At 40.9% G+C, this 14368-nt stretch carries 15 protein-coding genes and 1 tRNA gene; 9 read left to right on the top strand and 7 right to left on the bottom strand.

From position 1 onward, the window contains the following. Nucleotides 1-17: 17 nt before the first annotated feature. The 8 genes from BDD43_RS17090 to BDD43_RS17050 all read left to right on the top strand — a co-directional run bounded on the left by BDD43_RS17090 (nt 18) and on the right by BDD43_RS17050 (nt 6198). Nucleotides 18-293 (top strand): hypothetical protein, encoded by a 276-nt coding sequence (locus BDD43_RS17090; protein ID WP_121198818.1) that lies wholly within the window; start codon nt 18-20, stop codon nt 291-293. A 2-nt stretch (nt 294-295) separates the two neighbouring features. Then, nucleotides 296-505 carry a hypothetical protein gene (locus BDD43_RS17085; protein WP_121198817.1) on the top strand — a complete coding sequence of 70 codons (210 nt, stop codon included), beginning with the start codon at nt 296-298 and terminating at the stop codon, nt 503-505. Between the two features lie 8 nt (nt 506-513). Continuing rightward, entirely contained in the window at nt 514-1206 is a 693-nt protein-coding gene (locus BDD43_RS17080) for a hypothetical protein (protein ID WP_121198816.1), read from the top strand. Then, nucleotides 1203-1772: a hypothetical protein gene (locus BDD43_RS17075; RefSeq protein WP_121198815.1), complete on the top strand. Its 570-nt coding sequence runs from the start codon at nt 1203-1205 to the stop codon at nt 1770-1772. Before BDD43_RS17080 ends, BDD43_RS17075 begins: the two co-directional genes overlap by 4 nt. A 14-nt stretch (nt 1773-1786) precedes the next feature. Continuing rightward, nucleotides 1787-2011, top strand: coding sequence for a hypothetical protein (locus BDD43_RS17070; protein ID WP_121198814.1), 225 nt, complete (start codon nt 1787-1789; stop codon nt 2009-2011). Next, nucleotides 2011-5178 (top strand): hypothetical protein, encoded by a 3168-nt coding sequence (locus BDD43_RS17065; RefSeq protein WP_121198813.1) that lies wholly within the window; start codon nt 2011-2013, stop codon nt 5176-5178. Before BDD43_RS17070 ends, BDD43_RS17065 begins: the two co-directional genes overlap by 1 nt. 2 nt (nt 5179-5180) lie before the next feature. Then, entirely contained in the window at nt 5181-5405 is a 225-nt protein-coding gene (locus BDD43_RS17060) for a hypothetical protein (protein ID WP_121198812.1), read from the top strand. 517 nt (nt 5406-5922) lie between these two features. After that, on the top strand, nt 5923-6198 hold the full coding sequence (locus tag BDD43_RS17050) for a hypothetical protein (RefSeq protein ID WP_121198810.1): 276 nt from the start codon (nt 5923-5925) through the stop codon (nt 6196-6198). 237 nt (nt 6199-6435) lie between these two features. On the opposite strand, the gene BDD43_RS17045 is transcribed toward BDD43_RS17050, so the two are convergent. The 3 genes from BDD43_RS17045 to BDD43_RS17035 all read right to left on the bottom strand — a co-directional run bounded on the left by BDD43_RS17045 (nt 6436) and on the right by BDD43_RS17035 (nt 8771). Then, nucleotides 6436-6882 (bottom strand): hypothetical protein, encoded by a 447-nt coding sequence (locus tag BDD43_RS17045; protein ID WP_121198809.1) that lies wholly within the window; start codon nt 6880-6882, stop codon nt 6436-6438. Between the two features lie 100 nt (nt 6883-6982). Then, nucleotides 6983-7055: transfer RNA gene (locus BDD43_RS17040), tRNA-Lys, on the bottom strand. Between the two features lie 93 nt (nt 7056-7148). Continuing rightward, nucleotides 7149-8771: an ABC-F family ATP-binding cassette domain-containing protein gene (locus tag BDD43_RS17035; protein WP_121198808.1), complete on the bottom strand. Its 1623-nt coding sequence runs from the start codon at nt 8769-8771 to the stop codon at nt 7149-7151. A 187-nt stretch (nt 8772-8958) separates the two neighbouring features. Here BDD43_RS17035 and BDD43_RS17030 point away from each other — a divergent pair, with 187 nt between their 5' ends. Then, nucleotides 8959-9531 (top strand): hypothetical protein, encoded by a 573-nt coding sequence (locus BDD43_RS17030; protein ID WP_121198807.1) that lies wholly within the window; start codon nt 8959-8961, stop codon nt 9529-9531. A 4-nt stretch (nt 9532-9535) separates the two neighbouring features. Here the strand turns inward: BDD43_RS17030 and BDD43_RS17025 are convergent, their stop codons facing one another. From BDD43_RS17025 to BDD43_RS17015, 4 genes are all read right to left on the bottom strand, one after another. After that, nucleotides 9536-9850, bottom strand: a complete 315-nt coding sequence (locus BDD43_RS17025; RefSeq protein WP_121198806.1) for a phosphoribosylpyrophosphate synthetase — start codon at nt 9848-9850, stop codon at nt 9536-9538. A gap of 68 nt (nt 9851-9918) precedes the next feature. Continuing rightward, on the bottom strand, nt 9919-10059 hold the full coding sequence (locus BDD43_RS30125; protein WP_162847098.1) for a hypothetical protein: 141 nt from the start codon (nt 10057-10059) through the stop codon (nt 9919-9921). A gap of 84 nt (nt 10060-10143) precedes the next feature. Further along, the gene (gene clpB, locus BDD43_RS17020) at nt 10144-12756 is read right to left on the bottom strand and encodes an ATP-dependent chaperone ClpB (RefSeq protein WP_121198805.1); all 2613 of its coding nucleotides are present in this window, start codon (nt 12754-12756) and stop codon (nt 10144-10146) included. 138 nt (nt 12757-12894) lie between these two features. Beyond that, nucleotides 12895-14328: an ATP-dependent DNA helicase gene (locus BDD43_RS17015; protein ID WP_121198804.1), complete on the bottom strand. Its 1434-nt coding sequence runs from the start codon at nt 14326-14328 to the stop codon at nt 12895-12897. Nucleotides 14329-14368 lie beyond the last annotated feature (40 nt).

The raw sequence follows: 14368 nt of genomic DNA, 5'->3' as shown, positions 1-14368 counted from the left end.
ACTAAATAACTTACAAAATGGCAACCGAATTCCAGAAAAAGGAAAAAATTGAAATAATTAAAGATGTTGCAGCAGGAAGACTTGATCCCAATGTAGCCAAATTATTATTAGAGCACTTTCACACAAATAGACTTGTAATACTTGTGCATGATGACCAGACCCGAGAGCTGGTGCCCGAAAGTCAACTCAAGAAAGATCTGCTTGATAAACTACCCGAAAAATACAAGAAGTCAATCTGTGTAGTTGAAATTGATGAACAAGATGTGCAAGTGGGAATGGCAACCGAATTTTAAACATGAATAAACAACCAAAAAGAAGCGATCTGCTCCAGGAGCGGAACCTTAAAGTAATCAACAATGCATTGCAAGCAATAGAACAGCTAATGGCGTCAACGGCCCGGACGAGGCGGGAGCTGGCCGAGCGAAGCGGGGTAGCGAGGTTTACTCAAAAGATGAACCAGCGAAGGGCAATGTACAAAACACACAATAAAAAACAGAGAAAGTAAAAAAGAGCATGGGAAAAGAAAAAAGAATTTTTATTTCGAGAGACCAGAAAACGATTGACGAATTTAGGGATAGCCTTGATTTAATGATACCTCACATCAGGAGTTTTGTATCATTATTCAATAAGTTAGGCGTTGGCGAAATAAAAGATAGCGGAGAGTTATATGCTGCTTATGAAGATTGGAAAGGTTTTTACTCCAAAAAGCAATTTGATTCCTTTGAAATGAACGACGCTTTTGTTCAGATGAAAATCACAAAGGAGAACTGTATTAAAATGCGGGATTGGATTGATCCGAAAGGATTTTATGAAGCGGTTGAAGTTGTTTTCAGTAAATTACCTTGGCAAAAATGTAGCATAAAGGATTTTGTGATCGACGAGCACGGGGCCGTTGTAATAGATAACGAGTTGTTTGATGCCTATGTGGAGGCCAACACCGTATATGCCGAAACGGAAAACGAGATTAAATTACACACCGCCTTAACTAAAGCTGCCGATATTTTAAACGAAGTAAATTCGATATACAAAAGCATCACCGGCAAGGCAGCATTTATAAAATCATGGTCTGTTCAAGATAGGTCGCACACTATGCCTATTAATTTTATAACCTGTGAAACAAATACATACAGCCGAGAAGGTGCTATCGAAAATATAACACCCAATTTCGACCTAATTTCTAAAGCACAAAAACAAAAAAAGCCATGATTAAAATCAAATTAAACAATAAACCATATAATTTCCCAACCAACCTAAACGAGATACGCCTGGGCCAGTGGTTACAGTTAAGAACAGCAAACGGCGGCCAGATAGGAGATATTGCAATATTAACGGGCCTGGATGCCAGCCATATTGCCGGGTTTAAAACCGACGACGATTTTAAAAGATGCCTGGCCTTGCTTCAGGTATTGCGTAATAATTTTGAAAGCGATCTCAAAAAAGCCAAAATACCCGACACAATACAATTGGGCGATAAAACAATCACAATACCTAAAAAATTGGAATTAGAGCCCATTGGTGCCTATGTTGGGGTTTATAATGTTATAGCGTCAGAGTATAACACATTTGAGGCTAACGGCAATAATTTTTCTGATGATAAGATGATTGCTGACATACTCGCCTATTACTTATGGAAGCCTTATAACAATGAAAGCGCAGTATACAGCGACGAGGCGGTTGATGATCCCGAATATCGAAAGTTGATACTCAACATCGGGTACCTGGATGCCGCAACCATAGCAATGTTTTTTTTTCGGAAGTTTCCAAACTTATAAGGCAAAATCTGCAATTGTTTAATAGGAAACCTGAATTTGATGAAATACGGGCAAAGCCCGAAAAGCTGAGTCAATTCGGGTGGATGCTCAATATCGACATATTGGCAAACCACGATATTACGAAGTGGGCTGAGGTGATGAACCAGTCTTACGAGCGGATTATTATAAAACTATTGATGAACCGGGAACGTGAAGAATATCAACAACGATATAAAGAAATTATCCAAAATAATAAGTAATGGAAGATACTAAAAAATCACTGTTAAGTGTCGATATTGATACTTCAGCATTAATAAAAAACACGGCGGACGCTAAACAAAAGGTTGCCGACTTAACGGCGCAACTCAAAGCACTCAAGGGCACCACTAACGAAAACTCTGCCGAAGCGGTTAATCTGGCCGCTCAACTTAAAAACGCCCGTGCGGAGGTTACCCAGGGTATAAACACGGCAGCGCAATACGACAAGGCAATTAAAAGTAATACCGGTTACCAAAACGGTCTCAAGCTGGAGCTTTCATTACTGCAAAAACAAATAGGTGAGTTAAGCAAGGAGCAGCTCAATAACGCGGAGGTAGGCGGAAAAATGCAAGCCAAGGCCCAGGCATTGTCTAAAGAGATAATGGGTCTTGACAAGGCGATGGGTAGTAACAAATCAACCATCGGGGATTATGAAAACAACATTGTATCAGCTCTTAATAAAACCGGTCTGTTTGGCGACGTTTTAGGCAAAGCGGCAGCCACGGCCAAAAGTTTTAAAGATGGAATTACAACCGTTAAAGATGGGGTTGAATCAGCAACAACCGCGCTAACAAATTTCGCTGCTAGTTCGGGTGCGTTTGCCAATGCAAATTCTGCATCAACCATAGGGCTAACCAAAACCGGGGCCAGTGCCGAAGCGGCAGGTGAAGGCATTGAGGTAATGACGGTAGGCACGGCGGCAGCCGGCGCGGGCATGCTCAAGCTATCAAAGGATGCGCAAGAAACAGGCACCGAAGTAAAGACTTTTACAGATACCACCGGGATAGCCAGCAAAGGCCTTGACCTGATGGCAGCAGGAACTGAAAAAACTTCGCGCGGATTCAACATATTAAAACTGGGTATGAAGGCAACCGGTATAGGCTTATTAATATTTGCCTTTTCAGCACTCATAACCTACTTTGAAAAAACAAATGAAGGGTCAAAAAAACTGAAAGTGATTATGGCCCAGTTAGGATCAGTAACCGAAAGCATTTTTAAAATTTTAGGCCCGATAGGTAAGGCGATATTTGACGTTTTTACCGAGCCACAAGGAGCAGTAAAATTAATGACTTCTTTATTTAGCATCTCAATAATACCCATAAAAACCTTGTTTTCAGTTTTATACGATCTCTATAAAGGAAACTTTAAACAGGCCTTTTTAGATATTGGCAATGGAGCCATTGAGTTTGCACAGGGTGTTAAAGAAGCGGGTGTAGCAGGCATTCAGATGTTTAAAGATACTGTTAAGGCCTCTGGCGAGGCTGCTGATGCCATTAGTAAAGTAAGCTTTAAGAAAAGTTTTGAAAGCACTGGCGATGCTATAAAGGCCCGTCAAGCATTAACAAAAGCAGAAAGGGAATGGTCAACAGAAAAGCTACAGCAACAAGATACGCTTGGTAAAATAAATAGCAGTTTAAAAAACGTAAATATCACCGAGGCGAACAGGATTAAGATGATAGAACAGGCCAAAGCAATTAGAGAAACGATTTATAAGCGTGATCTTGAAATTGCACAAGAAAACCTTCGCATCATTACGGAGCAGCAAAAATTTAAAAGTATGGAGAATAAGCAGGCCGTTACCGATGCCAAAAATCGGGTGCAGGAGCTTACCAATTCATACGATGCTGAAATAGCAGCCTACGATACCAAAACAAGTAAATTGCAAAAAAGAGGGCTTACAGCGAAGCAAGCCGAAGATAGATTATTGAAAGAGGCAGAAAGCGACCGTGTTGCCTCTCTTTCCAGAACCCAGCAAAAGCTTTACGATTCATACGCTGAAGAAATTTTAAAAAACGACGAAAAATATCGCAAGCTGGAAGAAAAATATAAAAATTACACCGGTAAAAACCTCGAAATAAGAGCAAAATACTTACAGACAATTGCCCAGTTGGAGCGTGAAAAGGCCGCCGAGCAAAAAGTTATACAAGATAAATTTAACAAAGAGGCGCAGGATAACCTTGAAGCCTTAAACAAACGCCTGGCCGATATTCGTTCGAAACAAAGCGATGACGATACGCAAAAGCAACTGGACGAACTTCACCAGCAAACCAAAGATCAGCTTGATGAAATAGATAAACAATCTATTGCCCTGGTAAACAAAATGGCCGAGCAACAACAAAACATGTATGATTTGAAAGCCGCTGGGGACGATAAAGCCGCCGCCGCTTTACAGCACGCATTAGACACTGAACTTAAAGAGCTCGAAGTATCCGGCCAGTTAAAAGAAGAGATACTGAAGGATCAAAAGAAAAAGGAAGATGCAATAAAATCCGGTGTCGACGACAAGAAAACAAACGATAAAATTTCAGGCGACATTAGTGACGCCCAAACTTCAAACAGGCCACTCAAAGAATTTCAGAATAGGCAAAAGCAACTCGATGCCGAACATGACCAGGCGGTAAAGGCGGCCAAGGGAAATAAAGAAGCGATTTATAAAATCGATATGGACTATCAAAAGAAGACGAAAGACCTTGGCAAAGAAAAATTAGATTTTGAAATAAATCTTGCCAAAGGAGTTATAGGGCTACTTGGGAAAAACACCGAAGCTTACAGAATAGCATTCAAAGCTTATCAGGCTTATCAAGCGGCCAGCACTATAATAGCTACCGAAGCTACAATAATGAAAATCTGGACAGCTACAGCCGACGTGCCATTTGTTGGCGTACCTATGGCCATTGCCGAAACGGCCATAGCTGCCGCCCAGGGAGCAATTGCGCTTGATGCAATTTGGAGTGCCAAAGCTTTCGCCACTGGCGGGGTATACCGTTCCGATGGTACTGGTGGTAAGCTATCCGGCCCGGGCACCGGCACATCGGACAGCATAAATGCCCGGTTATCTCATGGCGAATCAATTGTAAATGCAAGGTCAACGGCCATGTTCGGGCCTTTATTGTCGGCATTAAATGTTGCCGGTGGCGGTCGCCCGTTTGATGTGCCAGCGTTAAACCAACACTTCGCAATGGGCGGCTACTTTAATGCTGGTGCCAGCTTAAATATACCAACGGATATGACGCCAATAACGGATGCAATAAACAATAACTTCGAGAACCTACCTGCAAAAATTGGCGACCATATCGCGGCGAGCATGCCAAAGCAAGTTGTAGTTATAGAAGATATTCAGGCCGCGCTTGCAAACAAAGCAATGCTAAAAAACAGAAGTAATTTTTAACTATGCTTATAAAGTTACTCGAATTGCAAAAAGATGGAACTTTAAAACAACTGGTAAAACATGGGTTATTATCTTCTAAAGTGTTTTCTTATATGGAAATATACATGTGGGTGGATGCAAAAGAAAAAGCGACCTCAAAAAGCCTTAGTGAAATTGTGATAGATGCCGAAATTACTTTTGATGTATCCAGGGCTACAGTTTTCAGGGCATTAAAGGCAATGAAATAAATTTTAATAAATCAATGATTTATTAAAATAAATGGCTATTTTAGTAATGCAAAAGAGTTAATTAATAGATTGTTTCACTAACGCCAAATCACCAATTCAAAGCTTAGTTTATTAAAATACAACCGGGGGAGGATTTTAGAAATCCATTTTCTAATTGGCATAAACAATGTTAATTGGCTCTTTTGCAGCCCCCGGTTTACTTTATTTGAAATTTCATAGAAATGCAAAAGAGCCATGAAAATTCAATGACCGGTACAGCGTGTACCGATTCAATGACGAATAACCTACGAAACAGGTTAATCCAGTTCGAAGCTGCTTTAAACAACAGCAATCAATTATTAAAGGTAATTTTATCACACCCGCTCACCCCTACCGAACAGAAGTCGGCAATTATACAACGGGTTGTCATTAATAACTTTGCGTTAGGAAGAAAGGATTTGATCCATGAATAATAGTAACAAAATTTTTATTCAACTTGAACTATCAACCAATCTAATTAACGCTTAAACAAAACATCATGGAAACTAAAAATATAAAAATCACAGAAAAACAACATAAAAATTTAGAAGTTTTAAAAACAGTAATTAAAGATTATTTCTATGAGTCCTCACTTTCCGAACATTTAGATGATCTTTTTTCCACGCTTAACAATGCTTGTGAAACAACACTTCACCCCGAATCTATGTATGTTCCAAGTTACGTAAGAAACTTAATATATTCTACAACAAGGACCGCCTTGTTATTAGTAAGATTGAACGAAGTAAATACCAGGTTGGACGATCCTGAAAATTGATTAACAAACGTTTTAAAACAGTTGAGCCGGGTAATACCGGCTTTTTTGTTGTCGTTTGAATTTTCCGTGTCAGTATACGCGCGCGTGCGATGCTTACCGGGATGTTTTAATTTTCGGAGTCCATGAATACGCGCGCACAAAGCACATGTTTATTTGAGCTTAATTTTAGCCGAGCAGCAATATGTAATAAAGAAGTTAGGATTTATTCGTTGAAAATGTAAAGCGGCTTAAAACGCCTTATTTCATCCTCGCGGTTAACCTGCCTATTGCGCGTTGGTATGCTTTTTCCCCATCCACTTCTACAGTTTTTTCATAATTCTCCATGTGCGCCTTCAAATCAATATAAAACTGGGCTCCCGTTTTATCAATTCGTTTGTTTATCTCGTCCATAGCCTGTGTTTTAAATTCAAGTTTAAAGGATGGATTTCGCTTTTTCATTTCAAAAATATCACGAACCCTTGTACGAATTTCTGTAAGAAAATATGTCCTGTCTAATCTACCAATAAGTTCTTTTCTTCTTTTAAAATCAAGCTGGCTTTTTGTCGGTTTGGGAACTGCCGCGGCGATTGGTTTTACTGTTTCAATCGTATTTACCGGGTCGGCAACGGAGTTAATACCCATCTTCTCATTGATCTGGGTTAAAATGGAAATAATTTGATCGAGCTTTTCTTCAATGGTGGTCATGGTAAATATTGAATTTTGAGGGAAAAACAATAAAACAGCACACTATCCGCACAATAAAAACAACAAAACCGCTTAATAATCATAATTAAGCGGTTGTAAGTGACCCCTCAGGGATTCGAACCCTGGACCCAATGATTAAGAGTCATTTGCTCTACCAGCTGAGCTAAGGAGTCTGGTGTTTTTAGGGAGGGCAAATAAACGAATTTTTTTGATGGTCTCAAAGAAGATTTTTAATTATAATCCCTCGTTCGTCAATTGCCAACTCTTCAGGCGTACATTTCTTCGCGTTGTTTTTGTACAGTTTCGTTGTTAATATACTCGTCGTAATCCATTAATTTATCAATAATGCCTTTAGGTGTAAGTTCAATAATGCGGTTTGCAACGGTTTCTATCAATTCATGATCTCGAGATGTAAACAGCATAGTGCCCCTAAAATCTTTCATGCCGTTGTTAAGTGCCGTTATCGATTCCAGATCGAGGTGATTGGTAGGCTCATCAAACAAAAGCAAATTGGGTTGTTGCAGCATCATGCGGCTAAACATGCATCTCATTTTTTCGCCTCCCGATAGTACATTACATTTTTTCAAAACTTCCTCGCCCGAGAAAAGCATGCGGCCCAAAAATCCACGGATAAACTGATCGTCTTTTTCACCTTCCGAATATTCGCGCAACCAATCAATCAGGTTATCATCTTTTCCGGTAAAATAGGCCGAGTTATCCATAGGTATATCTGCCGCTTTAATGGTAACCCCCCATTTAAATTCGCCTTTAAAATCTTTATCACGGCCGGTTAAAATATCGTAGAAAGCGGTTGTAGCTAAACTATTTTGCGATAGTACAGCAATTTTATCGCCTTTGTTAACCATTAGCCTAACGTTATCAAACAGTATTTCGCCGTTTAATTTTTTGCTCAGGTTTTCTATCTGTAAAATCTGGTCGCCGGCTTCGCGGCCAAGGTTGTTGAATATAATGCCCGGATATTTACGCGTAGAGGGTTGTATCTCGTCGAGATTAATCTTATCCAAAGCTTTTTTACGACTGGTGGCTTGTTTTGATTTGGATGCGTTGGCGCTAAACCTGCGGATAAAATCCTGAAGCTCCTTAACTTTATCTTCCAGTTTTTTATTCTGGTCCGACCGTTGTTTTAAAGCGAGTTGACTTGATTGATACCAAAAGGTGTAGTTACCGGTATAAATAGTCATCTTACTAAAATCAATATCCACAACGTGGGTACACACGGTATCTAAAAAGTGCCTGTCGTGCGATACTACCAATACTATCGCTTCATATCCTGCTAAAAAATCTTCCAGCCAGGCAATGGTATGTATATCTAAATCATTGGTAGGCTCATCAAGCAGTAAAATATCGGGTTTGCCAAAAAGTGCCTGTGCAAGCAATACACGCACCTTTTGGTTACCATCAAGCTCTTTAAGTAGTTTGTAATGAGCCTCTTCTTTAATGCCCAGGTTACTTAATATGGTGGCAGCGTTACTTTCGGCATTCCATCCGTCCATTTCGGCAAACAGGTTTTCAAGTTCGCCGGCGCGTTCGCCATCTTTATCAGTAAAATCTTCTTTTAAATAAATGGCATCTTTTTCCTTCATAATGGCATACATCTCTTTGTATCCCATTAAAACGGTTTCAATAACCGGTATCTCGTCAAACTCGTAGTGGTTTTGTTTTAAAACGGCCATACGTTCGCCCGGCGAAAAACTGTAACTGCCACTGGTAGGGTCTATTTCGCCCGAGAGTATTTTTAAAAAAGTTGATTTACCCGCGCCATTGGCACCAATAATGCCGTAACAGTTGCCGGGAGTAAATTTAAGGTTAACATCTTCAAAAAGGGTGCGTTTGCCATAACGCAAGGAAAGATTAGAAACGGTAATCATGCTGCAAAGATACGGTTTTTGAGTTTAAATGCTGAATGCGGTAAATATATTGTATTAAATGCGAAACCCGTTTGGGCACCTTTGCGTTAAAAATGCTTGTGTATTATTTTGAATGTATTTCCCCGATGCATCTAAATGATAGAGTAATTTTTTTATTTCTCAATTATTTATTCTATTTGAAGCATCTGTGGAAACAATTAAAGATAAAGACGAACTTTTGTTGCACATATCCGAAACTATAGGCAAAAGCAAAGTGCTTAAGTTAACCGATATATTGCATAACCGCCAATTTGATATTACCGATTTGATTGAGCTTACCTTTACCCGCCAAAGAGAAATAGCCTTTAGGGCCGCCTGGATACTGGAAAACCTACTTTTAAGTACACCAACCAAGTTTGTTAACCATTTAGAATACATCATAGCGCAATTTCCTGAGGTTAAAAACAAAAGCTGCCAGCGCCATTATGCCAAAATAATTATGCATTTAACCCGGCCCGATGCAGATAAAGCAGTTAAGCAAAAGTTAGATGCCATAAACATGGAGGCCATTGTTGAGCGTTGTTTTGATTTGCTGATAGAACCTAAAACTCCCGCCGCAGTAAAGGCTTTTGCAAGCGAAATATTATTTAATATGCGCCTCCGTTATACATGGATAGGTGCAGTATTAAGCGAACAACTACAAATTATGATGCCCGGCGGTAAACCCAGCATACAGGCCAAAGGCCGCCGCCTGCTGAGTTACCTTCAGCAAGGTGAGTAAACCCTTATTGGTTTACCTGATGGTAATTTAATTTAGCATCAATAGCCGATGAACTGTTGTTGGCATAGGTGCCGAAGGCATTAACCAAAACGCCCTTTAAATTATACTTTGCCGATTCCACGGCGTAAACTATAGACATATCTGAGGGGTTTGACGCGCCTTCGAAGCGATAAAATTCGTTAATTGTAAAGTCGTCGGCAGTCATTTTGATGCCTTGCGCTTTATCGTCAATAGTATCTCCTTCAAGGCTTAAATTAGCTGTATATCCTCTTTTATTCAGATCTTGGATAGCTTCAAGAGATGTTTCAAAATTTTTCATGGCCTGGTTGTATTAGATTATTAAGTATTGACATAACCTAATTTTTGGCCGTTTTGTTTCAATAAATATTAACGGGGTTTAAATATCTTATCCGCCTCTATCAGGTTATTTTCATCTGCCGACTCCTCGAATGATAAAAGCACCTCATCTTTTTGGTCATCAGTCAATTCATCCCATAGTTTGCCTGTTTGTGGTTTAATTGATTCCATAGCTATAAAACTACAAAATCTTTCATACAAAAAAAATCCCCGGCTCGTTGGCCAGGGATTGTTAGTAGTGTATTTGAAATTCTCTTAAACCGTTTCGGGCTTAACATCTTCATTTAAAAATACAAACTGATTGTCAAAGCTATCCAGTTTTATTTTACTGTCTTTATCAATTTTGCCGGCCAGTATTTGTTTGGATAGCTCGTTGAGTATTTTTTTCTGTATAACCCGTTTTAAGGGGCGCGCGCCATATTGAGGGTCGTAACCTAACTGGGCCAGCCAGTCTAACGCTTCGGGGCTTGCGCTGAGGTTTATACCCATTTCGGCGAGGGTGTTTTGTAACTGCGCAAACTGGAGTTTTACTATATCGCCAATTTCGTCGCGGCTTAAAGGTGTAAACATAATAATCTCATCTATCCGGTTTAAAAACTCCGGACGGATAGTTTTGCGCAACAAATCAAACAACTCATTTTTAGTTTTGGCTATCACCTCATCCTTATCCCGTTCCTCGTAACTCTGGAAATTCTCCTGTATAATGTGCGACCCGATGTTAGACGTCATGATGATTATAGTATTCTTAAAGTTTACCACGCGGCCCTTATTATCAGTTAAGCGGCCATCATCCAGCACCTGTAACAAAATGTTAAATACATCGGGGTGAGCTTTTTCAATCTCATCAAGCAATACCACGCTGTAAGGTTTGCGGCGCACGGCCTCGGTTAACTGCCCGCCTTCATCATAACCCACGTATCCCGGAGGGGCACCTACCAGGCGCGATACCGCATGGCGTTCCTGATATTCCGACATATCTATCCGCACCAATGCGCCTTCATCATTAAACAGATATTCGGCGAGTGCCTTGGCCAACTCGGTTTTACCTACACCGGTAGTTCCTAAAAATATAAACGAACCAATTGGCTTGCGCTTATCCTGCAAACCGGCGCGGCTGCGGCGTATCGCATCGCTAATGGCCTCAATTGCTTCCTCCTGCCCCGCTACGCGTTTATGCAGTTCATCTTCCAGGTGAAGCAGCTTTTCCCGCTCGCTTTGTATCATTTTGCTAACCGGGATGCCTGTCCAGCGGGCTACCACGCCAGCAATATCTTCGGCGGTAACTTCTTCTTTAAGCATTCGCGTCTCATCCTTGTTTTCCAGCAGGGCTTGTTTTAGTTTTTCAACCTCTTCCTGCGTTTCGCGGATGCGGCCATACCTTAATTCGGCCACTTTGCCATAATCACCTGCACGTTCGGCCTGGTCGGCTTCCAACTTAAAGTTTTCTATCTGCTCAATTTTATTGTTAATATTGTCCACAGCATCTTTTTCGCCCTGCCATTTGGCGCGTAACGAATCACGGTCTGCCGAAAGGTTGGCTATTTCTTCGCTCAACTCTTTCACCCGTTTATCATTATGCTCGCGTTTAATGGCTTCGCGCTCAATTTCCAGTTGCATAATGCGGCGTTCCAGTTCATCCACAACTTCGGGCACCGAATCCATTTCTATACGCAGTTTGGATGCCGCTTCGTCCATTAAATCAATAGCCTTATCGGGAAGGAACCTATCAGAAATATAACGTTGCGACATTTCTACCGAAGCGATAATTGCTTCGTCCAAAATCCTCACCTTATGGTGCGATTCGTATTTTTCCTTCAGGCCACGCAAAATAGATATGGCATCCTGTGTATCCGGCTCATCAACCATTACTTTTTGAAAACGGCGCTCTAAAGCCTTATCCTTTTCAAAATATTTTTGATACTCGTTTAAGGTTGTTGCGCCAATGGCTCTTAGTTCGCCACGGGCCAGTGCAGGTTTTAATATATTGGCAGCATCCATTGCACCGTCGCCGCCACCTGCGCCAACCAGGGTGTGTATCTCGTCGATAAACAAAATTATATCGCCATCGGCCTGTATAACCTCTTTTACTACCGATTTTAAGCGCTCTTCAAATTCGCCCTTGTATTTAGCTCCGGCTATTAAAGCACCCATATCTAACGAGTAAACCGTTTTTGATTTAAGGTTTTCGGGCACATCGCCTTTTAATATCCTGAAGGCTATACCCTCCGCAATGGCGGTTTTACCAACGCCGGGTTCGCCAACAAGTATGGGGTTGTTTTTGGTACGGCGCGATAATATTTGTATCACGCGGCGTATCTCGTCATCGCGCCCAATAACCGGGTCAAGCTTGCCCGATTCGGCATACTCGTTTAAGTTGCGGGCATATTTGTTTAAGGCGTTGTAAGTAGCCTCGGCATTTTGGTCGGTTACCTTATTGTCGCCACGTAATTCAATAATGGCTTTTTTAAGGTCCTTTTCGTTAACGCCCATATCTTTTAACAGGGTGGCGGGTTTATCATTGGCAGCCAGCACCCCTAATAAAATATGTTCAACCGATACAAAATCGTCTTTAAACTCTTTTAAATAATTATTGGCCTTTTGCAGGGCCGTATTAGCGCCCGATGATAAGTAGATATTGCTGCCACTAACTTTAGGGAAACCCGCAATTTGCTGATCTAAAGCCTCGTTTAAACGGTTAATATTTACGTTGAGCTTTTTAAGCAAATAGGTGATAACGTTTTCGTCAACAAGCAATAATCCCTTTAATATATGGGCATTTTCCACCGCCTGCTGCTGGTTACCAGTGGCAATTTCCGAAGCTTTTTGAACGGCTTCCTGTGCTTTGATTGTAAAGTTGTTAAAATTCATAGTGATTAGTGTTGTTCAAAACTATTGCCATTCTCCGCGCACCTGATAAAAAGTCAGCATAAATTAAATTGAGATGACTAATTGACTGTAAACACCTCAAGATTATGCTATTAACCTGCAACGTTAACACGCCGTGCCTCAATAGTTAGTTTCGGTACCTGCCGGATAAAAGCGTTGGTTAAAGTTAACCAAAAACAATGCAGTTGTGGCGCGCGTACATGCTGTATAAAACCAGCGCAAAAAATCGTTATTTACCATCTCTTCGGTTAAATAACCCTGGTCAACAAAAATAGCATCCCACTGGCCGCCTTGCGCTTTGTGGCATGTAACGGCATAGGCAAACTTAATTTGCAGGGCATTGTAATAGGGGTTAATTTTCAGTTCATCAAATTTTGCACGCTTGTTGGTAATATGCTCGTAATCCTTCATTACCTCAAGGTAAAACCGTTTCTGATCGGCAGGTGGCAGTGCCGGAGCCTCAGATGTTAAGGTATCAAGCATTACCTTGCAATTGATGGTAAGGTTTTCGGCATAATCAATAAACTCCACCGAAGCATCTGCAAAACGGAAACCATATAAATCCTGAAAATTGCGTATCTTTTTTATCCGCGCAATATCGCCATTGGCAATAAAGCCGGTACTGTTTTCCTCTTCCTCTTTGAGCCAAAAATAATTGTTGCGCACCACCATAATCTGGTCGCCGCCGGTAATTTCTTCGTCCCTAAATAAAATACGTCCGCGTATTTGCTGGTTATACAGGTTTGCGTTTTTGTTCGATCGGCATATCACCAGTGTGCGGTCCATACCATATTTTTTATAAGCGTAGTTTAAACCTTCTTCAAGTTTATCGCCATTAAGGCGAAATACATCTTTAAAACCTTTGGTTACAATATGTGGTATTTCGTTTTTGTTGTTTCTAATCAGTTCGCGTATTCGGGTAACGTTCATCAAAATTCCCGAATCCTTTTCTTGCCTAACAACATCGGTTAATTCAAAGGAAAAAACATTTAGTCCAAAGGTGTCTTTCAACACCTTTGGCTCCAAAGCCGGGCTGTTAACCGAGCCAACCGGCGGCAATTGCGCGGTATCGCCAACCAACATTAGTTTGCAGTTTTTGGTGTTGTAAACATAGCGTACCAAATCGTAAAGCAGGCTGTTGCGGTTATTGCCGCCGGCCTCGTCGGATATCATGGAGGCTTCGTCAACAATAAACAAGGTATCGGTGGCAACGTTATCACCCGGCTGGAATGATTCATCTAAACTCATTGCCGATTTTTTACGGTAAATGCGCTTATGAATGGTATATGCCTTTTTAGCCGAATAACCCGATATAACCTTTGCCGCCCTTCCGGTTGGCGCAAGCAATACATACTTATAATTGTATTTGCGCAGTGCTTTAACCAACGCACTTATTACGGTTGTTTTACCCGTACCGGCATAGCCTTTAAGTAAAAAACATTCGTCGCCGTCGTCGCTAATTAAAAAACTGTGCAGTTTGTTAAATAGTTCCAGTTGCTGCCCGTTGGGCTGGTGCGGAAACGAACTGATTAAATAATCGGCATTGGTATTCACACTTCAAAAATGCGCAAAAAAGCCTTAACCATACATGTGT

The sequence above is a fragment of the Mucilaginibacter gracilis genome (assembly GCF_003633615.1).
GTDB lineage: Bacteria > Bacteroidota > Bacteroidia > Sphingobacteriales > Sphingobacteriaceae > Mucilaginibacter > Mucilaginibacter gracilis.
Note: the sequence above shows the minus strand (reverse complement) of the source record. Positions and strands in the feature narration are given on the sequence as shown.